The organism is Corynebacterium sp. HMSC074C04, from assembly GCF_001838295.1.
GTDB classification, from domain to species: Bacteria; Actinomycetota; Actinomycetes; order Mycobacteriales; family Mycobacteriaceae; genus Corynebacterium; species Corynebacterium amycolatum.
In genome coordinates, this window is record NZ_KV836270.1 from 389683 (window position 1) to 411162 (window position 21480).

21 protein-coding genes and 1 pseudogene are annotated in these 21480 nt (G+C 59.4%); 17 read left to right on the forward strand and 5 right to left on the reverse strand.

Translation table 11 applies throughout. The annotated features are described in order from the left end of the window. Positions 1–124, forward strand: a pseudogene (locus tag HMPREF3011_RS11330) (monooxygenase); the annotation flags it as partial. Between the two features lie 46 nt (positions 125–170). Here HMPREF3011_RS11330 and HMPREF3011_RS02985 read toward each other — a convergent pair. Next, the gene (locus HMPREF3011_RS02985) at positions 171–560 is read right to left on the reverse strand and encodes a heavy metal-responsive transcriptional regulator (RefSeq protein ID WP_005290994.1); all 390 of its coding nucleotides are present in this window, start codon (positions 558–560) and stop codon (positions 171–173) included. A gap of 98 nt (positions 561–658) precedes the next feature. On the opposite strand from HMPREF3011_RS02985, the gene merA reads away from it, so the two are divergent. The 3 genes from merA to HMPREF3011_RS03000 all read left to right on the forward strand — a co-directional run bounded on the left by merA (position 659) and on the right by HMPREF3011_RS03000 (position 2958). After that, a complete protein-coding gene (gene merA, locus HMPREF3011_RS02990; RefSeq protein WP_070841125.1) occupies positions 659–2080 on the forward strand; it encodes a mercury(II) reductase in 1422 nt (473 codons plus the stop codon). Next, a complete protein-coding gene (locus tag HMPREF3011_RS02995; protein WP_038629112.1) occupies positions 2077–2427 on the forward strand; it encodes a hypothetical protein in 351 nt (116 codons plus the stop codon). Before merA ends, HMPREF3011_RS02995 begins: the two co-directional genes overlap by 4 nt. Positions 2428–2628: 201 nt before the next feature. Next, complete coding sequence (locus HMPREF3011_RS03000; protein ID WP_236658590.1) at positions 2629–2958, forward strand: peptide chain release factor 1; 330 nt, start codon at positions 2629–2631, stop codon at positions 2956–2958. A 53-nt stretch (positions 2959–3011) separates the two neighbouring features. Here the strand turns inward: HMPREF3011_RS03000 and ychF are convergent, their stop codons facing one another. Continuing rightward, on the reverse strand, positions 3012–4091 hold the full coding sequence (ychF, locus tag HMPREF3011_RS03005) for a redox-regulated ATPase YchF (protein WP_070841179.1): 1080 nt from the start codon (positions 4089–4091) through the stop codon (positions 3012–3014). Positions 4092–4185: 94 nt separating this feature from the next. Between ychF and HMPREF3011_RS03010 the strand changes: the two genes are divergently transcribed. From HMPREF3011_RS03010 to HMPREF3011_RS03025, 4 genes are all read left to right on the forward strand, one after another. Next, positions 4186–5736 carry an AI-2E family transporter gene (locus HMPREF3011_RS03010; RefSeq protein ID WP_038626131.1) on the forward strand — a complete coding sequence of 517 codons (1551 nt, stop codon included), beginning with the start codon at positions 4186–4188 and terminating at the stop codon, positions 5734–5736. 79 nt (positions 5737–5815) lie between these two features. Beyond that, complete coding sequence (locus HMPREF3011_RS03015) at positions 5816–6970, forward strand: DUF6542 domain-containing protein (RefSeq protein WP_049181634.1); 1155 nt, start codon at positions 5816–5818, stop codon at positions 6968–6970. A gap of 107 nt (positions 6971–7077) precedes the next feature. Next, entirely contained in the window at positions 7078–8313 is a 1236-nt protein-coding gene (gene xseA, locus HMPREF3011_RS03020) for an exodeoxyribonuclease VII large subunit (protein ID WP_049181635.1), read from the forward strand. 61 nt (positions 8314–8374) lie between these two features. After that, positions 8375–8665, forward strand: a complete 291-nt coding sequence (locus tag HMPREF3011_RS03025) for an exodeoxyribonuclease VII small subunit (RefSeq protein ID WP_070841126.1) — start codon at positions 8375–8377, stop codon at positions 8663–8665. Between the two features lie 118 nt (positions 8666–8783). Here the strand turns inward: HMPREF3011_RS03025 and HMPREF3011_RS03030 are convergent, their stop codons facing one another. Then, positions 8784–9413: a DUF4245 domain-containing protein gene (locus HMPREF3011_RS03030; RefSeq protein ID WP_083309521.1), complete on the reverse strand. Its 630-nt coding sequence runs from the start codon at positions 9411–9413 to the stop codon at positions 8784–8786. A gap of 371 nt (positions 9414–9784) precedes the next feature. On the opposite strand from HMPREF3011_RS03030, the gene glpX reads away from it, so the two are divergent. From glpX to HMPREF3011_RS03050, 4 genes are all read left to right on the forward strand, one after another. Then, positions 9785–10810, forward strand: coding sequence for a class II fructose-bisphosphatase (glpX, locus tag HMPREF3011_RS03035; protein WP_048733837.1), 1026 nt, complete (start codon positions 9785–9787; stop codon positions 10808–10810). A gap of 160 nt (positions 10811–10970) precedes the next feature. Beyond that, entirely contained in the window at positions 10971–12371 is a 1401-nt protein-coding gene (locus tag HMPREF3011_RS03040) for a class II fumarate hydratase (protein ID WP_048733835.1), read from the forward strand. A gap of 234 nt (positions 12372–12605) precedes the next feature. Then, positions 12606–13301, forward strand: a complete 696-nt coding sequence (locus HMPREF3011_RS03045; RefSeq protein WP_246821391.1) for a TetR/AcrR family transcriptional regulator — start codon at positions 12606–12608, stop codon at positions 13299–13301. Next, the gene (locus tag HMPREF3011_RS03050; RefSeq protein ID WP_070628831.1) at positions 13291–14889 is read left to right on the forward strand and encodes an MDR family MFS transporter; all 1599 of its coding nucleotides are present in this window, start codon (positions 13291–13293) and stop codon (positions 14887–14889) included. Before HMPREF3011_RS03045 ends, HMPREF3011_RS03050 begins: the two co-directional genes overlap by 11 nt. A 30-nt stretch (positions 14890–14919) precedes the next feature. Here HMPREF3011_RS03050 and HMPREF3011_RS03055 read toward each other — a convergent pair whose 3' ends face one another. Further along, positions 14920–15552, reverse strand: coding sequence for a GNAT family N-acetyltransferase (locus tag HMPREF3011_RS03055; protein WP_038626150.1), 633 nt, complete (start codon positions 15550–15552; stop codon positions 14920–14922). Between the two features lie 64 nt (positions 15553–15616). Continuing rightward, a complete protein-coding gene (locus tag HMPREF3011_RS03060; RefSeq protein ID WP_070841127.1) occupies positions 15617–16369 on the reverse strand; it encodes a type 2 periplasmic-binding domain-containing protein in 753 nt (250 codons plus the stop codon). 40 nt (positions 16370–16409) lie between these two features. On the opposite strand from HMPREF3011_RS03060, the gene HMPREF3011_RS03065 reads away from it, so the two are divergent. The 5 genes from HMPREF3011_RS03065 to metS form a co-directional block, all read left to right on the forward strand. Further along, positions 16410–16802: a DUF5997 family protein gene (locus HMPREF3011_RS03065; protein ID WP_052155618.1), complete on the forward strand. Its 393-nt coding sequence runs from the start codon at positions 16410–16412 to the stop codon at positions 16800–16802. Between the two features lie 42 nt (positions 16803–16844). Continuing rightward, entirely contained in the window at positions 16845–17618 is a 774-nt protein-coding gene (locus HMPREF3011_RS03070) for an alpha/beta fold hydrolase (RefSeq protein WP_038626154.1), read from the forward strand. Positions 17619–18254: 636 nt separating this feature from the next. Then, positions 18255–19427, forward strand: a complete 1173-nt coding sequence (locus HMPREF3011_RS03075) for an acyl-CoA dehydrogenase family protein (RefSeq protein WP_038626156.1) — start codon at positions 18255–18257, stop codon at positions 19425–19427. Positions 19428–19721: 294 nt separating this feature from the next. Then, on the forward strand, positions 19722–21332 hold the full coding sequence (locus HMPREF3011_RS03080; protein WP_070628830.1) for a sodium-dependent transporter: 1611 nt from the start codon (positions 19722–19724) through the stop codon (positions 21330–21332). Positions 21333–21337: 5 nt separating this feature from the next. Next, on the forward strand, positions 21338–21480 hold a 143-nt coding region (gene metS, locus HMPREF3011_RS03085; protein ID WP_070841180.1), incomplete at its 3' end, for a methionine/alanine import NSS transporter subunit MetS.

Here is a 21480-nt window from a genome sequence, read left to right on the forward strand (position 1 = left end):
GAACAACGCGTCCTTCCGAGTCCACCACTTCGCGCTGCAGGCCTCCGCCCCGATGCCGCTGCTGTGTGCTATCGCGGCCACCACCAAAATCATCGAGGTGGGCACCGGCGGCATCGACCTGCGCTAGCGCATATCGGGGTTGTAGCGTTTGAGTCATTGAGTCCCGCCGTCTACAAGTACCTACACACTTGATCGGTGCTGCACGTTTCAGGATCCGGGTGCGCGGCGTCCTGGCTAAGGTCCGCGATAGTGTCGCGCAGCACGGAGAGCTGCGCGATCTGCTGCTCGATCTCAGCGAGGCGCACGTCAAGCAGGTCGCGCACGTGCTCGCAGGGCGCATGGCCGCCGTCGCGGATGTCGAGGATCTGGCGGATCTGGGCGAGGGTGAGGCCCGCGGCCTGGCCGCGGTGGATGAAGTCAATCCGAGCGACCGTCTCGGGCGCGTAGTCGCGGTATCCGGACGGCGTGCGCTCGGTCGGGGGCAGAAGGCCCTGTTCCTCGTAGAAGCGAAGGGTCTTCGCGGTAGTGCCCGCCCTCTCGGCGAGTTCTCCGATCCACATTACTGTCTCCCTCCGTGGCCGCGCTTGACCTTCCCCTGCACTGGAAGGTCCAGTATGGCTGAGACAGAGCAGAAAGCCAAGAGTTGACAGGAGCAGCGATGCCTACGAAGTACGATCTCGCCATCATCGGATCGGGAGGCGGCGCGTTCGCCGCTGCGATCCGCGCCAGCACGCTCGGGAAGTCGGTGGTGATGATCGAGCGCGGGACGCTCGGCGGCACCTGCGTGAACACGGGCTGCGTCCCGTCGAAGGCGCTCATTGCCGCGGCCGGCGCGCGGCACGTCGCGGTCGACGCCGCAACCCGGTTCCCCGGGATCGCGACGACGGCGGATCCCGTAGACATGCCCGCGCTGATCGCTGGGAAGCAAGCGTTGGTGGAGTCGCTGCGCGGCGAGAAGTACGCCGACGTCGCCGACTCCTACGGCTGGCAGGTCCGACGCGGCGACGCCTCGTTCGTGGGCACCCCTGATGCGCCGGTTCTCGATGTTGCCGGATCCGACGGAAGCGTCGAGACCATCGAGGCCCACCACTACCTGGTCGCGACTGGTTCTCGCCCGTGGGCACCGCCGATCGACGGCCTGGAGGAGACCGGATACCTGACCTCGACCACGGCGATGGAGCTGACGGAGGTCCCCGAGTCGCTGCTGGTGCTCGGCGGCGGCTACGTCGCCCTGGAGCAGGCGCAGCTGTTCGCCCGCCTCGGCTCGCAGGTCACGCTGCTCGTGCGGTCCCGGCTCGCGTCGAAGGAGGAGCCGGAGGTGTCGAAGGCGCTCCAGGAGGTGTTCGCCGACGAGGGCATCCGCGTCGTCAGCCGCGCAGTGCCCACCCGGGTCTCCCGCGGCACGGGAGGCGAGGCCGTCGTGACCGCCGCCTTGTCCGGCGGCTCGCAGGAGTTCCGCGCCGACCAGGTGCTCGTCGCCCTCGGACGCCGTCCCGTCACCGACGGCTTGAACCTCGATGCGGTCGGGGTGAAGACCGGGGGCTCCGGCGAGGTGGTCGTCTCCGACCATCTGCAGTCGTCGAACCCGCGGATCTGGGCCGCGGGCGACGTGACCGGGCACCCGGAGTTCGTCTACGTCGCGGCCCACCACGGCACCCTCGTCGCCGAGAACGCGTTCGCCGACGCCGACCGGTCCGTCGACTACGCCCGCCTGCCGCGGGTGACGTTCACCGGGCCCGCGATCGGCGCGGTCGGGATGACCGAGAAGGACGTCCTCGCCGCGGGGATCCGCTGCGACTGCCGCGTCCTGCCCCTGCACCACGTGCCCCGCGCCTTGGTGAACCGCGACACCCGCGGGTTCATCAAGATCATCGTGAACGCCGATACGAGCGAGATCCTCGGCCTCACCGCCGTCGCCAAGGACGCCGGGGAGCTCGCCGCCGCAGGCGTCCACGTGCTCGGCAGGACCGTCGCCGAGGTCGCCAACGCCTGGGCCCCCTACCTGACCATGGCCGAGGGCATCCGGATCGCCGCGAAGGCCTTCACCACCGACCCGTCGCTGCTGTCGTGCTGCGCATGAACGGCAACGCAGGCAATCGGGGAGATCTCATCCAGAAGCAGACGATGAGCGCCGATCAGGACCGCGACGAATGGCGCGCCGGTCCCGTCGTCGCTGCAGTGACCGGGCTGCTCCTACTGGCATGCTGCGCGCTTCCGTCGCTGCTCTGCTGCGGCCTGCCGTTCATCGCGGCGGGCGGAGCACTCGCAGGCGTCGGTGGGCTCCTCGGTAATCCCTGGATCATCGGTGCCGGGACCGCCGTCGTGATGGCCGTCATGGCGGGGATGCTCGTCAGGCTACGGCGGCGGCACCGGCGCTGCAGGTCCGGCTGCTGCGAAAATCCTTCGACCGCTGATCGGAACCGGTAGTTCGAGCGGATCCAGTGATCACTGCCACCTGCGGAGGCCGCTGAAATCGAAGCCCGACGGGAGAAGGAGGAGCAAAAAGCGTTCGAATCAACCGGTGACGAGGATAATACTGAGGCTGGATCCCGGCCGTCGCGACGCGGTCTCCGCTTCCGCCGAGACGAGAAAGGGTTGTGGGCACCTAGGCTGGGCGGCATGAACGACATGACCATACCGCCCGGCCCGGGGATCCCCGACGGTGCGGTCATCGCCGCCGATCTCGCGGAGCGTTTCGCGAAATCGTCGACTCCGGGCGGCCAGGGCGTCAACACGACGGACGGCAAAGTCCAGCTTTCCATCGATGTCGCCGAATGCGCATCGCTTACCGACGCCCAGCGTCACCGTATCTCGCGCAACCTCGAGCACCGCCTAGACGGCTCCGTCTTTACCGTGACTGCGTCGACTCAGCGGTCTGTGTTTCGCTCCTGGTCCTCTCGCTTGCACCTGCGACACAGCCTCGTGCCCCGGGCCGTAGCGTTCGGGGGAGCACAATAGCCCCAGTCCTCATCACGTCCCGGGATCAAAGAGTTCATCGCAGAGGTTAAGCACTACACGTTAAATTTGAACTCGACCACATCACCGTCTTGCATGATGTAGTCCTTGCCCTCCTGGCGAACCTTGCCCTTGGCCTTCGCCTCGGCAATCGAACCGGCCTCGACCAAGTCGTTGAAGGACACAATTTCAGCCTTAATGAAACCGCGCTCAAAATCAGTGTGAATCACGCCGGCAGCCTGCGGAGCCGTAGCACCCTTCGGAATGGTCCAGGCGCGAGACTCCTTCGGGCCAGCGGTCAGGTAAGTCTGCAGCCCCAGGGTGCGGAAACCAGCGCGAGCAAGCGAATGCAGACCCGGCTCAGTCTGACCAATTTCGGCCAGCAGCTCATTGCGGGATTCCTCATCCAGCTCCAGCAGGTCTGACTCGGCCTTCGCATCGAGGAATACACAGTCCGCCAGTTCCACAGCAGCGGCCAAATCCGCGCGGCGGTCCTCGTCGGCAAGCACTTCCTCGTCAGCATTGAAGACGTAGAGGAACGGCTTTGCGGTAAGCAAGTGCAGCTCGCGCAGAGCGGAGAGCTTCACATCATCAGAAGCAGCGAAGAGAGTGCGCCCCTCTTCCAGCACGGCAAGAGCCTGCTTGACGGCTTCAACCTCGCCGACCTTTTCCTTATCCTTCTTGGCTTCCTTCTCCAGACCCGGCAGCGCCTTCTCAATAGTCTGGATATCAGCCAGAATCAGCTCGGTTTCAATCACACCGATGTCAGAGGCCGGGTCGACCTTGCCGTCGACATGCACGACATCATCATCGTTGAAGACACGGACGACCTGACAGATAGCGTCAGCCTCGCGGATGTTGGCGAGGAACTTGTTACCAAGACCTTCGCCCTCCGATGCACCCTTGACGATGCCGGCGATGTCCACAAACGACACCGTAGCCGGAAGAATACGCTCGGAGCCGTAAATTTCGGCGAGCTTATTCAAACGTGGATCGGGAAGCTCCACAACGCCGACGTTCGGCTCGATGGTGGCGAACGGATAATTCGCAGCCAGCACATCGTTGCGCGTCAAGGCGTTAAACAGGGTTGACTTTCCGACATTGGGCAGACCGACGATTCCAAGTGTAAGACTCACATTGCCCATCTTACGGGCTTGGGGAGACAGATTTGAACTCGCCCTAACTTCGTGAAGTTGCCCCCTATCCCCTGCGAACCCCCATAATGAATATGTGAGCAATAAACCCAATGAAGGCGAAGAGTGGACTGCGCAGTCCGAAAAAGACGCTATCGATCACGTAATGGGATCAGAGCCTCTGCGTGTAGAACAGTCTCTGTCTATCCCCTCCGACGCCCATAAGTCAGCGGTAACGCAACCGGATTTGCCGGAAGATGCTGAGAATCTCGATGAGCTTATGAGCGAAAATGACTCCGAGTCCATCGACCGCGCCGATGTCATTGGCGAGGGCGCCCGGTGGTTCGCAGGTTGGTGCCTGCGTTTCCTCATCACCGCAGCGGCGCTGTACGTCAGCGCTATGATTCTGGGAAAGATTTGGGCTGGCGTTCTGCCGATTCTGTTGGCCCTGATTGTCTCCACGGTGCTGGCTCCGCCCGCAGTGTTCCTGATGAAGCACCGCTGGCCCCGCGCGCTCTCCGCACTGACGGTCATCCTAGGCGCGCTGGCGGTGCTTGGCGGCGTTGTCGCGGTCCTCGCACCGACTGTGCAGTCGCAGTTCCCAGAATTGCGTCGCCAGTTCACCGACGGCATCCAAGAAGTCCAGAACATCATTCAGGCCCCACCATTTAACGTCAAGGATGAGCAGATTCTCGATGCTCTGGACCAGGGGTCCACATGGCTTCAGGAGCGCTCCGGCGATATCGCCAACACAGTCTTCCAAGGCATATCGGTGGTCTCCTCGGTCGCCGTAACCTTGATGGCAATGCTGGTTCTGACGTTCTTCTTCATCAAGGACGGCCAGGACTTCCTGCCATGGCTCCGCCGCCTGACCGGACGTCGCCTCGGCTGGCATCTCACGGAGGTACTCACCCGCTCCTGGAACACGCTGTCGGGCTACATCCGCACGCAGGCTATCGTTTCGCTTATCGACGCGGTCTTCATCGGTGCTGGTCTTGCGATTTTGAATGTGCCGCTGGCAATGGTTCTGGCCGTGGTGACTTTCTTCGCTGGCTTCATTCCTATTGTCGGTGCTTTCACCGCTGGCTTCATTGCAGTGGTAGTCGCACTTGTTGCCAACGGCCTGACCACAGCAATCTTTGTCTTGCTCATCATCATTGCCGTCCAGCAGATTGAGGGCAATATCCTCTCCCCGATTCTGCAGTCCAAGGCTATGGACCTGCACGCCGCAATCGTCCTGCTGGTGGTTCTGCTCGGTGGCGGTATCTTCGGCATCATCGGCGCCTTCCTGGCGGTGCCAGTCACTGCAGTCGTCGCGGTCTGGTTCCGCTACCTCGGCGACCTCACAGATTTGCGTACGGGTGACAAGACCGCAAAGGATATCGAGTTCGCCACGGATGCCGGATCGATCTCCGGCATTCAGATTGAAGCTGCCGGCCGTGCGATGCGCGACCGACTGGCTTCGTTCCGCCTGGGCAGTGACGACTCCGACAGCTCTGCAGAGAGCGCCGTGAAGGCAGATGCTCGCACCGCCGGTAAGGTTTCCCCCGATGCTGGTCCGACCAAGCAGGAAGAGGGAACGATGACCAAGGCCTTCCATAAAGTCTCTGAAGTGGTCTCCGGGTCTTTCTCTAAGAAAAAGAAGTAAGGCGAAATTTTAAGACACGGGCGAGCCCACATACCGGGCTTGCCCGTATTATCACTAATAACCGGTAGGATACGCATTCGTGTCGAACAGATCAGCAATAACCCGTAAAGGCAGTGGAAACAAACCCCTGCTTCCACGCGTGCCAATGTTTGTGCCGCCGTTGCTGATGCTTCTAGCTGGCGTTATTGGTTTGCTCTTTTCTGTTCCCAACGGTTCGATTGGCAAGCCCTACTTCATTGCTTTTGCCGTGGCTGCTGTGGCCGGAACACTGTTGGTGGTTCCTCGCGGTCTGGTAGTTACCGTCGCTCAAATCCCCATTTTGTTCGCGCTTGTCACCTTTTTCACAGCGTGGTTTACCGGTTCTCTCGCCGATCCTGAAAATGGTGGCGCGACCGCGACAACCTCTAAACGCGCTCGCCTGGTGACCTCGGCATATCCCATCATCCAGCAGTTCCCGTGGCTGCTGGTCTTGATGATTATCTGTGTCATCATCGCAGTGTGGCGTTACCTCGAAATCACCCGCACCCAGGAGAAATCCCTCAACACCCAGCGCAAGGTCGCTAAACAACGCCAGCACCGTGACGAAGCCGCTGTCGAATCCAGCTCTCAGGTTCGCCGTCGTCTCGCCGAATCTGATCGCCGGGTCGCCTCTCGCACCCAGGAACGTCCTGCTTCACGACGTCCCGCTGCGGACATTATCCGAGATGCCGAAGCTCGCCGCCAGGCGCGCCAGCAAGCTGCACGCTCTCGGCAGGAGACTTCTCGTTCTGGTGCCCGACCTGCAGCGAACGCCAACTCGGCATCGCGCAACGCCGAGCAACTGCGTAAGCGACCAGTTGACCGTTCTGGGGAGCGTGCCCAGCAGCGCTCGAATTTCGCACAGCGGGCTCAGCAGCCAACCTCCCGTTGGCAGTCTCGCTCGCATCCGGGGCAGGCGCAGTTCACTCAGGATTCCACTTCGCCGAACTCGACTAGACAGCAGCCTCGTCGTCCGATTGAAAGGCCAAACGCACCGCAGCGGCCAACGCCAGAGTTTCCCCGTCGTCAAACTGAAGGAACGGCACGGATGTGGGGAGAACAGTCCTCGCCGGAGTCTCCGTCCGAAAAGTCTCAACAGAGCCCCGCACGCCAAGTGGGCAACCACCGCCGCACCGAGGAGTGGCCACCGCGACAGCAGCGCCCTCGCCAGGAGCGGATAACCGGCCGCGATAGCAGGTCTCGTTACCGCAAGTAACTCGGGCTTGCACTTTTACCGTCACAGTTGCCCACAGGCAAATTTAGCCTGTGGGCAACCTGCGTTTATTAGCAGGGCGATCCGCCCCATCGTGTAAGTGTTGATGTATGTCGAAATTGGAAACGTCGGCCGAGAAACCGGTTCAGGTTCGGCGCCTGAACCAGTTAGTCAAGGACTATATTGAGCGCCTTGGACAGATTTGGGTCGAGGGGGAAATCGCCCAGGTCAACTCCAAGCCGAGTTGGAAGCTCTCCTACATCACTCTGCGTGACACCTCCGCGGAGTTTTCGGTGTCGGTGACTTGTTCTACTGCGGCACTGCGTAATAATCCGTTGCGCAACGGCGACCGCGTAGTGGTTTTGGGCAAGCCTGCGTTTTATGCCGGGCGGGGGCAGTTTTCCCTGTGGGCTACGGAGTGGAGGCCCGTAGGTTTGGGGCAACTATTGGCACGGCTGGAACAGCTGCGCCAAGCGCTAGCGGCGGAAGGCCTTTTTGATCCACGGCTGAAACGCCCTCTGCCCTACCTCCCCAACAAGATCGGGTTGATTACCGGTCGCGGTTCGGCAGCTGAACGCGATGTGCTTTCGGTTGCGGGTGCCCGCTGGCCTGAGGTGGATTTCCGGGTAATCAACACAATTGTGCAGGGAGCCAAGGCTGTTCCGGAGATTATTGAGGCTCTGGCACAGCTCGACGCCGACCCGGAGGTCGACGTCATCATCGTCGCCCGTGGCGGTGGCAGTGTCGAAGATTTGCTGCCTTTTTCAGATGAGGCGCTGATTCGTGCGGTGAGTAAGGCGACAACACCGGTGGTTTCTGCGATCGGACACGAGCCGGATACTCCACTGTTGGATTATGTCGCTGACTTACGTGCTGCCACACCGACGGATGCAGCAAAGAAAACAGTGCCCGATGCTGCTGAGGAACGCCGCCTAATTGCACAGCTGCGTGAACGCACCTCGGCATCCCTGCGGCGATGGGTTGACCGTGAAGTAGCTACTCTGCGGGATTTGACGTCGCGGCCGGTACTGCGCGATCCGCTCACTCCCATCCGCGTGCGTGAAGAGTTTGTCACAGCGCAGGTCGATCGGCTGCGTTTTCTCATCCACCGCAGTCTGGAACGCGAGGAAGCAGTGGTATCGGGATTGCGCGGCAAGGTTTCAGCACTTGGCCCCTCTGCCACACTCGCTCGCGGCTATGCCATCGTGCAGGCACAATCGGCTACTCAGCCAGAACCACAGATTGTGACCTCTATTGCAGATGCTCCGATGGGTTCCCAACTGCGAATTCGCGTCAGTGACGGCTCCATCTCTGCAGCAACGCTCGCTACGAAGCCGGCGAATTAATAAGCACTGACTTTTCCAACCTTGAAGCTTTAATTACTAGATGTGAAGGACGTATTCGCTAATGAATGACAGTGTTTTCGGCGCGGGTCAGGCTCCCTCTTCGGAGGAACAGGTACCGGTGGAGAACCTGAGCTACGAGCAGGCGCGAGATGCGCTGGTTGAGACCGTCAAGCTCCTAGAACTCGGACAGATGAGCCTGGATGAATCCCTGGCGCTGTGGGAGCGAGGCGAGGCGCTGGCCCGCCGCTGCGAGGAACATTTAGCTGGCGCACGGGCAAAAGTTGAAGCCGCCTTGGCCAGCAAGAATCAGGATGCCGCGGCTTCGGCCGAGAATGCGGGCGGTGAGGAATAAAAAGAGACGAGAAACGATCGTCAGTGCACGTCGTTTCTCATCTCGTGGCCGATAGTTGAGTTCAGCTATTTTATCGCGCTAGTTGGAATTATCGACCCAGGCGACCTCTCAACTCAGCTTACTTTGCTGGTGCCGACGGCGTCTCGGACGCAGTCTGCTGCGGCTGTGACGGATCCGGCATTGTCGCGTCCGGATCGATTGGCTCGGCCTTCTGCAAAGCCGCCGCCAACTGTGTGAACTCCTCGTCGTTGGCAGTGCCCTCGATAATTGCGCGGGAGTCACCGAGGTTCCCAACCCATACGCGACGCACGTTGTCCTCAGCCGGCACATACTTAGTCCAGGTTGTACCTTCCACGTCAGTGGTACCGTCGCGGAGACGATTCTTACCGTCATCCGGCAGCTGACCTGCTTCCGCATCTGTTTGCGTGACCTGGGCGAATGCTCCGCTAGCGGTGACATAGCCAATAATGGTCGTCTGCTTCCCCGCCGCCATACCCGCGCGGGTCGAGTTTGAAGTCCAGCCCTCAGGCACCTTCGGCAGGCGAACTGGATAGTCCACGCGCCGAGCCTCCATGTTCACGAATGGGGCGGCATCGACCTCGCGCACCGGACCGTTTTCCGGCTTCCCGGGGTTAAAACTGCACAGGCCGGTAAAGCCGATGGTGACAGCCACCGCAAGAAACATCACCACGAGGGTGAGAATCATGTCTCGACTGTCCTGCAAAATCCTAGGTTTCTCATTCGCCACGCGCTCAAGTATGCCAAAGGCCCCGCAGCGAACCTAGTCATCAGTCGCATCCGCACAGCTGCGGCTAGCAATACTTGATGACGAGCGCTGTCGACGTCGTCAAGCGAACTGACGCCGGAACAAACTTTTGATACCCGCGTGATGTGGGGGTTTAGCCCTGAAGCTCCCCCCACTTTGGCGCTGCGTCCACCCCCGAACACCAAAAAGGTGGAACACTAGTAACAGATGCAATGGCGCTCAAAAGGTCGCGCCAAACATCGATTAATAGAAATTGTTGCAGCGCTAAGCCCCGGTTTCCCGGCGTGGCGTCTCCCAGCACATTCTCAAACCTCAAAAGAGTTCCTAGAAAACGACGGAAGGGCCAGAAGTCAATGAACGCCTCGAATCCTGAAGCACCAGATCGCAACCTTGCGATGGAGCTCGTCCGAGTTACTGAGTCCGCTGCACTGGCAGCTGGTCAGTGGGTCGGTCGTGGTCAGAAGGAAAAGGGCGACGGCGCTGCCGTCGATGCCATGCGTCAGCTCATCAACACCGTGGCTATGAACGGTGTCGTTGTTATTGGCGAGGGCGAAAAGGACGAAGCCCCGATGCTGTTCAACGGCGAAAAGGTCGGCAACGGCCAAGGCCCGGCCGTCGACATCGCGGTTGACCCGATTGACGGCACGACTCTGATGGCTGAGGGCCGCCCGAACTCCATCGCTGTTCTTGCCGCTGCAGACCGCGGTTCCATGTACGACCCATCGGCTGTGTTCTACATGGACAAGATTGCTGTTGGCCCGGAGGCTGCCGGCAAGATTGACATCGAGGCTCCGGTTGAGCACAACATTAAGGCCGTCGCTAAGGCCAAGGGTCTGCGTCCGGAAGATGTCACCGTTGTCGTGCTGGATCGCCCGCGCCACGCTGACATGATTCGTGACATCCGCGAGGCTGGCGCCAAGGTTCGCCTCATCGGCGACGGTGACGTTGCCGGCGCTGTTGCCGCAGCGCAGGACACGAACTCCGTCGATATCATGATGGGCGTCGGCGGCACCCCAGAAGGTGTCATCACCGCATGCGCCATGAAGTGTATGGGCGGCGAGATCCAGGGCAAACTGCACCCGCGCGATGAGGCTGAAATTAAGAAGGCTCTCGACGCTGGACACGATCTTTCTCGTGTTCTGACCACCGATGACCTGGTTGCATCCGACAACTGCTACTTCGTTGCCACCGGTGTCACCAACGGCGACATGCTGCGCGGCGTCGCTTACCGCGGTAACGGTGCATGGACCCGCTCGCTGGTTATGCGCTCCAAGTCCGGCACCATTCGCCGCATCGAGGCTTTCCACTCTCTGGAGAAGCTGCGTAAGTACGCCACCATCGACTACGGCTCCGGTGAGATGCCGAACATCGATCTGTAGGTAACTACCCCTTTAGTGGTGCCCTCAGGGCACCACTTTTTTATCAATCTGATTCATACTTGAAGGCGAATGCGCTAGCGGCTCTGCATCGCATGAAAATGACATGCGAAATCGGCCGTTGTGCACGCACTCAAGTTCCCCTAACTGAAAGAGGCAACGAATGACAGAGCAGCAGTTCCGCATCGAGCACGACACTATGGGCGAGGTCAAGGTTCCGGTTAACGCACTGTGGCGCGCACAGACTCAGCGTGCAGTTGAGAACTTCCCGATTTCCGGCCGTCCGCTGGAGTCTGCACAGATTCGCGCTATGGGTCTGCTGAAGGCAGCTTGCGCCATCGTCAACAAGGACCGCGGCCTGCTGTCTGCTGAGCAGGCAGATGCCATCGTCGCCGCTGCCAAGGAAATTGCTGAAGGCAAGCACGATGCTGAGTTCCCGATTGATGTCTTCCAGACCGGTTCGGGCACTTCCTCCAACATGAACACCAACGAAGTCATTGCATCCATCGCAAAGGCCAACGGCGTTGAGGTTCACCCGAATGACCACGTCAATATGGGCCAGTCTTCCAACGACACCTTCCCAACTGCTACTCACGTCGCAGCAACCGAGGCAGCTGTCAAGGACCTCATCCCGGGCCTGAAGGTTCTGCAGGAGTCCCTGGCTAAGAAGGCCAAGGAGTGGGAGACCGTTGTTAAGTCCGGCCGCACCCACCTGATGGATGCTGTCCCGGTGACCCTGGGTCAAGAGTTCTCCGGTTACGCTCGCCAAATTGAGGCTGGCATTGAGCGCATCGAGGCCACCCTGCCGCGTCTGGGCGAGCTGCCAATTGGTGGTACAGCTGTTGGCACTGGCCTGAACACCCCGGCGGACTTCGGCGCCAAGGTCACCGCTGAGCTCGTCGAGCTGACCGGCATCAAGGAGCTGCGCGAGGCTCAGAACCACTTCGAGGCTCAGGCTAACCGCGACGGCCTGGTTGAGTTCTCCGGCGCTATGCGCACCGTCGCAGTCTCCCTGAACAAGATCGCAAACGACATCCGCTGGATGGGCTCCGGCCCGCTGACCGGTCTTGCTGAGATTCACCTGCCGGACCTGCAGCCGGGTTCCTCCATCATGCCGGGCAAGGTCAACCCGGTTCTGTGTGAGACCGCTACCCAGGTCGCAGCGCAGGTTCTGGGCAACGACACCGCTGTTGAGTTCGCGGGCGCTAACGGCGCATTCGAGCTGAACGTCTTCATCCCGGTCATGGCACGTAACGTGCTGGAGTCCGCTAAGCTGCTGGCGAACACCGCACGCGTCTTCGCCGAGAAGCTGGTTGACGGCATCGAGCCGAACGTTGAGCGCATGAAGACTCTGGCTGAGTCTTCCCCGTCGATTGTGACCCCGCTGAACTCCGCCATCGGCTACGAGAACGCAGCTAAGGTCGCTAAGACCGCTCTGAAGGAAGGTAAGACCATCCGTCAGACTGTTATCGACATGGGCTTCGTCGACGGCGAGAAGCTGACCGAGGAAGAGCTGGACAAGCGCCTCGACGTGCTGGCAATGGCCAACACTGATCGTGACTAGTTCTTTTCTGAGCTCAAAGGTGTGAATGCACCTTCCGTATAAGACCCCGGAGTCTCACTTCGTTGAGAGACTCCGGGGTCCTTTGTTTTGGTACTCTCCATTCGCAATGATCGGAGAGTGACTTCGTGTCCCCCATTCGACCCCTGCCATACCGCCGGGGATGCGCCCTGCGGCAAACTTTATGTTGATTAGTCAACTTGCCACCACATTGCACTCGGTGTAACTTTGCACCTTGTGCAGATTGATGAAAAAGCTTCTCCCAGATTGGACCCGGGCGAACGTCCCGAATGCAGTCTCCGGGAGCTCAAAAGGTTTCAAACACACTGCGCTTTGGCCGATGCCGCAACCACTCTTGTGTTGGATCGCGGATACGACCACGTCAACATCGAAGACATCTGCCAGCGGGTCAATATCAGTCGACGCACATTCTTCAATTACTTCGACTCCAAGGATCAATCCATCTTCGGCAACGGCATCATGTCATTCGATGCTGACGATGAAGAGACATTTCTCGCCCAAACCCATCAAGACCCCATCGCGGACATGCTCGATTTCATTGAGCAAAAGCAGCGATCCCAGCTACTCCGATATAAAGAGCTGGGGGCAACCGAGGAATTTCACCGCATGCTCAAGGAGCGTATCCGCGAGATTTTGCGCAATGAGCCAAAGCTCTCGACGGTTGTCATTTCCAATTTTGGCAGCTCAATGCGCCGCGTCCGGTCCGCATTTGAGCGCTATTTCGAGATGAATCCACAGTCGCGCACGCACCCCGAGCTGCCCGTCGAGCACGAGGTAGCCCTGTCAGTCGGTTTCGTCCGCGAATGCGTGCTCTACTCATCGGCTCATCGGGACGAATTCACAACAGACACACCGCTTCACGACGCCGCCGACGTCGTTAAAAATTTTTGGAGGAGGAATAGTGACAGCTAGCAACACCACTGCTCAAGGCCAAACCGACACCACGGTTTCTGGCAACAAGTCCCACTTGGGAATCATCTTCTTCGCGCTCATTCTCACTATGCTGATGAGCTCGCTGGGGCAGATGATTTTCGCCACCGCCCTGCCGACCATCGTCGGCGAGCTCGGCGGAGTTGACCACATGTCGTGGGTTATTTCTGCATTCCTGTTGGCACAGACTGTGGCAATGCCGATTGTCGGCAAGCTCGGTGACATGATTGGGCGCAAGGGCCTGTTCATGATGGGCATCGCTCTGTTCATAATCGGTTCCGTCATGGGTGCAGTCACCAGCTCCATGAGCCTGCTCATCGCCGCCCGCGCTTTTCAGGGATTTGCTGGCGGTACATTGATGGTTTCCTCACAGGCCATCCTGGCCGAGGTTATTCCCGCACGCCAGCGCGGTAAGTACATGGGCATCATGGGTGCTGTGTTCGGCCTGAGTTCCGTGCTGGGACCAGTACTGGGAGGCTGGTTCACCGACGGCCCAGGCTGGCGCTGGGGTCTGTGGATCAACGTCCCGATGGGCGTGGTTGCACTATCGGCAGCTGCGGCCTTCCTGAAGCTGCCCCGACGCCAGCGCGAAGGAAACTTCGACTACATCGGTACGACGTTCTTGACCGCTGCTGCCTCGACGCTAATTCTCACCACCACGTGGGGCGGTACACAGTACGACTGGAACTCTGGGGTCATCATCTCGCTTATCGGCGCCTCTGTCGTTTCCTGGGTGCTGTTCTTCCTCACCGAGACTCGCGTTTCCAACCCACTGATTCCGACGCACTTGTTTAATAACCGGAACTTCGTGCTCACGACTGTGTCGGGCCTCATTCTGGGTATCGCGATGTTCGGCACTATGGCCTATATTCCGACCTACCTGCAGATGGTGCACTCAATGTCACCGACCGCTGCAGGTTTGATGATGACACCGATGATGGTCGGCATGCTTCTGACCTCGATTGGCGTGGGCCAGATTGTTTCCCGGACTGGTAAATACCGCTTCTACCCCTTCGTCGGCCTGATGATTATGGCTGTCTCCCTCTACTTGCTGTCCACGCTGGAGACCACCACCCCACTGTGGCAGGTTGGTGTTTACCTGTTCATCATGGGCTTCGGCCTGGGAACCGGCATGCAGGTTCTGGTTCTCATCGTGCAGAACTCCTTCCCGGTCGCCATGGTCGGTACCGCTACCGCTGCGAATAACTTCTTCCGCCAGATTGGCGGTGCGGTCGGTTCCTCCATTGTGGGTTCGATTTTCATCCACCGGATGAAGGACCTGGCAGGCGAACGCGTTCCGGCGGCTGTCGAACAAATCAAGGCCGCATCACCGGAAGCTGCAGCGGAGTTCGCAAAGCAGATGGGCCCGGAGGGCTTTTCCTCTAAGTCGATTGGTTCACTAACGCCGCATGTACTGGATAGCATGCCGGCGCCAATCCATGAAGCGCTGATCTCCAGCTACAACGATGGTTTGACGCCGATTTTCTTGGTACTAACGCCAGTGATTATTCTGGCGGCAATCATTGCGTTCTTCGTTCGCGAGGATCCTTTGAAGGAAACCGTCGAGTAATTAATTCGCGGGAGCCACAGCTCCCGGCAGCTATGCCCCCACCTGGCCGTCGGCGCGATCGAGCTTGTCCAGAATCGGACGGTTCGGCTCACCGGCGGCTTCTGCTTCTTCCTGGACGCGCTTCAGCGCACGCTCCTCTGGCTTTTCCAGGAGCTTTTCCAAAATAATGACATCGCGCCACTGCCCCGCCATTGGGCCGTAGGTCATCTTTGCCATGTGGTGGTAAATCCCCACTTCTCGGAAGCCAAGCTTTCGATGCAGCTTTAGCGATCCCACATTCTCCGGAAAGACCCACGAGTGAATCGACCAGCAGCCGCGCTCCGTGGCATCGTCGATAAGCTTCTGCAGCAGCGTCGCCGCCAGCCCCATGCCCTGCCCGTCAGGGTGGACGTAGATGGAGTCTTCAATGACGCCATTGAAAATCGGGCGCTTGGACACTGGCGCGGCTGATGCCCATGCCAAAATCTTGTCTGGATTCTCCGCATCGACTGCGACATAACACAGGTCAACGCGCTTTAGAGCGATAAATTCGTCCCATTCGGGTGCCGAATGTTCCCACGATGCATGTCCTGTATCAAGGCCAATCTCATAGATTTCTTGGATCTGTGGATAGTCCTCTTCACGCATCATTCGGATCGTGAAATCGCGCTTCTTTTCAGCCATAACTACAAGTGTGGCTAATTTTTTCGCGCACGTCGAACGAAACGCCAAAAATATTGTAAAAAGATTACTTTCTCCTGCGTGGTCGCCCGCTTCCGCCACCGCTTCGACGTCCGCCACGGCCACTGCGCGCATGCTTTACGACGGCCCCAGCGCGCTGCCGACGGGCTTGCTTAGCAAGCGTCTTTTCTCGGGCCGACAACTTCTTTGGAGCTTCGTCAGCCTTCCTGCGCCCCAGCTGCGTGCGTGTCGATCCCTCCCGACGCCCCTGGACAATGCCGACGAACTCCTGCCGGAGCTCGTCGTCATCTGCTTTCGGCCACACCAACCAAATAGCTGTGCGGGACAGCGGATCTGTGGCACCTTCCTCGGCCACCAAGTTCGATGAGGCCACCGCCTTCTTCGATAGCGCCTTCAAAATCGTGCGAGGCCCCACTACGACACCTGCACCAGTGGCTGCGACAGGCAGCATCTGTCGCAGCTCGTCCGCATCCACGGAGGTCAGCAGCACAGTTTCGTCTGCCAACAGCTCCTCCGGCACGGACTCTGTGAGCGAGAATACGTGTTCTTTTTCGTAGGCCACGCCCCAGGCTTCGTCGTAAAGCCGGATGCGATGGAGCGACTCGGGCAGCGAGCTTTCAGACTCTAACCGAACCAGCGCCATGTCAGCGGCACCGCCGACCAGGTCGGACATCGGATCGTCGGCGGCGTGGGTGTGCAGTGTTGCCGGAATCCGCTCTCTAAAGCGGCGAAACCACTTCTCGGGACTGGTGCCGGTGGCGAACACGATGCGCAGGACGGCGGGTTCAGGAGTCGACATACTCCGCAAGGTTACTCGAATGGGTGCTAGCGTTGAACCCATGAAACCCCTAACCGCAGCCAAGAAACTTGGCATTTTCCTCCCGGCCACACCCGAGGAATTTCGCACTGGTGAGATTTCGCACGCGCAGTTTGCGGAACTGCAGTCCAATCCGCCGGAGTGGCTCGCTGAGCTACGTCGCAACGGACCGCACCCGCGCCCGGAAGTTGCCCGCAAGCTGGGCATTACTATCACGGCGTTGAAGAAGAATGACATGGACAAGCCGCTGACAACGGCGGAGATTAAGGATTTGCTCGAGCAGATGCCGGAGTGGCTGGAGGTCGCTCGTGAGTCCATGGCGAAGCAGCGCGTGGAAGCCGCTGAGGCAGAGTCCAAGAAGGACGACGGCCCTGGTCGGGCTGCCGCCGAAGCTGCTCGCAACGCCGAGAAATAGCAGACACAGCCGACACAGCCGACGTCTTCAAGGAGGATCCTCGTGGCCATCGACTACACCGCACATGCAATCAACCACAAGGGCAACGGTACGGTTGTCCTGATTGGCTCGCTGGGCACCACACAGGGGATGTGGGAGCCACAGGTAGCCGCTTTGAGCGAAAAGTACCAGGTCATCACGCCAGATGTCCGTGGCCATGGCGAATCCCCTATCCCCGAGGGTGAGTGGGACATGAGCCACTTGGCCGCCGACATCATCGAGGTCCTCGACGAAGAGGATGTTGACCGCGCACATTTTGTGGGACTATCTCTCGGCGGCGCTATCGCCCAGACCGTCGCACTAGAACACGCCGATCGTGTGGTCAGCCTGACGCTGTCGTCGACGGCACCGAAATTCGGCACACCCGAGGCCTGGCAGGAAAAGGCCGAGCTCGTGCGCGACAAGGGCACGGTCGCGCTCGCAGACACTGTCGTCCGCAACTGGTTTACCGACGAGTGCTTCGACACCACCCCTGAGCTCCCCGCCCGCTTCCGCGACATGATCGCAGATTGCCCCGATGACGGCTACATCGGCGCCTGCGGAGCACTGTCCCGCTTCGACACCCGCGAGCGCCTCGCCGAGATCACCGCTCCGACGCTGGTCATCGCTGGCAAGCAAGACACCTCTACGTCACTCGACGTCGTCACTTCGCTTCACGACGGCATCGCGGGCTCGACCATGGTCGTCGTTTCGCCGGCCAAGCACCTGCTTAACCAGGAAACCCCGGAGTACTACAACTCTGCTCTGCTGGCGCACATTGATGGGATTGCCGACTAGCGCCTAATCGAAGCAATAAAAAAATAAAAATGACGCGACCTGCTCGCTGTCCATTCCACAGGGACGGCGCACGGGTCGCGTCATTTTTTCGAGTGCAATTGGAGGTTGCTATGACTGCAGTGGAAGAAACTCGGATAATCAAGGGAACCGGTCTCCACCTGATGCTCATACTAACGACCACCAGCACTAATGGGAATAAGAAAACGAAAATGTTTCGTTAATCACCCCCATGGCGACTACCTCACACACACAACCCCCGCACCCCAAAGCCCCAGCGGCCCAACTAGCAAACATGACAAAAATAGCCATTCACCTGGCTTTGTAGGTTAGCATTACCTAACATTGCCGACCGTCGCTGATAGCCCAAAATTCAATAGCAACCCCCAACCGCAACGGGGGTAGTTTTCCGGGAGGGCTGAGCGTAATATCCGTCGTCAAGCGATTCCACATCACCAATCGGGAAAAAACTTTTAAAAAAACAAGTGTCTCTCATCACACTCATGCATAATGGGGTACAACAGTCATAGTCACTATGACGATGAACCGAGGCCATCGCGTTTATCTGCAGCGTTTATCTGCGACGTACGAAAAGGCCTTAAGACAAAAATTCCACGACAATATTTCTAGGAGCATGTCATGAAGGACTTTCTGCCCCGTACTCACTTCGAAGAAGAGCACAACATGTTCCGCGACATGGTTCGCGGCTTCGTCGAGAAGGAAATCACCCCGAACGTAGAGCGCTGGCACAAGGAAGGTCAGCCGGACCGCGAGGTCTTCAAGAAGGCCGGCGAGCTCGGTCTGATTGGTATGTCCACTCCGGAGGCATACGGCGGTGGCGGAGAGATGGACTTCCGCTACAACCAGGTCCTGAACGAGGAGCTTTCCAACGCTGACTGTGGCTCCATCGTCGTTTCCTTCGGCGTTCTCAACGACCTGGTCGCTCCGTACCTGGCTAAGTTCGGCAACGAAGAGCAGAAGCAGAAGTACCTGGCTTCCATGAACGCCGGCGACACCATCGGCTGCCTCGCCATGACCGAACCGGGCGCAGGTTCCGACCTGGCAGGTATGCGCACCTTCGCCAAGAAGGACGGCGACCACTACGTCCTCAACGGCACCAAGATCTTCATCTCCAACGGCATGATGGCCGACTTCGCTCTCGTCGCAGCTATCACCGACCCATCCAAGGGCCGCGCTGGTGTCTCCATGTTCATCGTCGACGCCGACCTCGAGGGCTTCACCAAGGCTGGCCCGCTACAGAAGGTCGGCCTGAAGGCTCAGGACACCGCTGAGCTCAACTTCGACAACGTCCGCGTTCCGGCTGAGAACCTGCTCGGCGAAGAGGGCGCTGCCTTCGGCTACCTGCGCACCAACCTCGCACACGAGCGCCTGACCCTGGCTTGCGGCTCTGTCGCAACTTCCCGCCGCGCTTGGACTCTGGCTTACAAGTACGCCCAGGAGCGCGAGGCATTCGGCCGCCCGATCATCCAGCACCAGGTCCACGGCCACTACCTGGCCGACATCGCTACCCGCGTCACCGCCCTGCAGGCTTTCGTTGACCAGGCTGTTATGGCTCACAACGCAGGCAAGCTGGACGAGACCGGCGCTTCCATGGCCAAGTACTGGACTACCGAGGAGCAGCAGGACATCGTTACCCGCTGCCTGCAGATGTTCGGTGGCTACGGCTTCATGCTCGAGTACCCGATTTCCACTCACTACCTCGACTCCAAGGTCCAGACCATTTACGGTGGCACCAACGAGATCATGAAGGAAATCATCTTCCGTCGCATCGCCAAGGGCGGCGCAGAGTAAATAGCGCACGTCGGCCTAGCTGATTCGACACAAACCCCGTCAGGTTTTCCTGGCGGGGTTTTGCATACCTCAAAGTGGATGGCTGGTGATTATTTACGAGGCTTGATTGGAGCTGCCCCCCCCTGTGCCACAGTCCTCACCAAAACCATTACCCCCTACAAAACTGAAACCATACAATGAGATACCTATCTCATATACTAAGATTCCATTAGGTAATGGTGATGCACTTCACCAATTTTCCCCTCGGCCACGCGGGGCGCGTGACCGAAGATGAAGGATTGGAGTTCCAGAGGTATGAGCACAACCAACTCGACCGCTACCCCTCAGCGAAGGGAGGTGTTTTCCACCCGAGCAGCCTTCATTTTCGCCGCCATCGGCTCGGCAGTCGGGCTCGGAAACATCTGGCGTTTCCCCTATGTCGCATACGACTCCGGCGGTGGCGCCTTCCTTATCCCCTACCTGGTCGCGCTTTTGACCGCAGGTATCCCACTACTCTTCCTCGACTTCGCCATCGGCCACCGCTTCCGCGGGTCAGCACCGAAGTCGATGCGTCGCATCAAGCCCTGGGCTGAACCAATTGGCTGGATTCAGGTCGGTATCGCCTTCTTCATTACCGTCTACTACGCCGTTATTATCGCGTGGTCCTTCATCTACGCCTGGAAGTCCATCCGCAAGAGCTGGGGTCCAAATGCCGAGACCCACTTCATGAAGGACTTCCTCCAAGCCGACACCGAAAGTGTCTTCTCGCTGGACTTCGTCCCATCAATCTCCATCGTCCTGCTGATTGTCTGGGTTCTCGTCATCGGCATTCTGGCCGCTGGCGTGGACAAGGGCATCGGTAAGGTCTCCATCATCTTCATCCCGCTGCTGACCGTTCTCTTCGTCGCAGTGGTCATCTACTCCCTGACTCTGGATGGCGCTGCACAGGGCTTGGACGCATTCTTCACTCCAGACTGGTCTGCACTCTCTGACTCCAGCGTGTGGATTGCCGCCTACGGCCAGATTTTCTTCTCCCTGTCCGTGGCCTTCGGCATTATGCTGACTTACGCCTCCTACCTGAAGCCACGCACTAACCTCACCGGCTCCGGTCTGGTCACCGCGTTCGCGAACTCTTCCTTCGAAGTTCTCGCCGGTATCGGTGTCTTCGCCACCCTGGGCTTCATGGCAACGCAGTCGGGCCAGGCTGTCGACGAGGTCGCAACCTCCGGTATCGGCCTTGCCTTTATCGCCTTCCCGACGGTCATCTCTGAGATGCCAAACTTCATCGGTTCGGTCTTCGGCCTGCTATTCTTCCTCTCCCTGGCAATCGCCGGTGTGACCTCCCTGATGTCGCTACTCGAGGTCGTCGTCTCCGCAGTCAAGGACAAGCTGAACCTCGGCCGCGTCCAGGCCACTCTCACCGTCGGTGGCTCCATGGCCGTCATCTCGCTGCTGGCCTTCCCGACCACCTCAGGTCTGGTAACCCTCGACATCGTCGATAAGTTCACCAATAACGTCGGTATCGTCCTGGTTGCGCTGCTGACCATCATCGCAATCGACTGGATCCTGCGCCGCACCAACGAATTCGCCATGCACCTCAACGCCGTGTCCTCGTTCAAGGTCGGCACCATGTGGCAAATCTTCGTCGGAAACATCACGCCGGTCATTCTCGCCGTCATCCTGTTCCAGGAGCTCATCGGACTTTTCCAGGAAAACTACGAAGGCTACTCCGACACCCAAATCGACATCTTTGGTTGGGGCGTCATCGGCGTGATTCTCATCGGCGCCCTGATTATGGCCATCCTGCCTTGGCGCGGCCAACACCGTCTCGACGGCCCTCCGGGCTCGGACTTCGGCGTGACGCCAGATTTCAAGCGGACCTCACGCCTGCCACGCAAGCACACTCCGGAAAATCAGGAGGTTTAAGCCAAATGTCCGGTATCGCAATTGTCATGATGGCACTGTTCATCATCGTCATCTGGGGCGGCCTGGCGGTCGCGCTGGTCAGCCTATCCAAGCACCCTGACGAGGTTTCCGGTGAGCTGGGAGATCACCCAGAACTCACCAGCGAAGT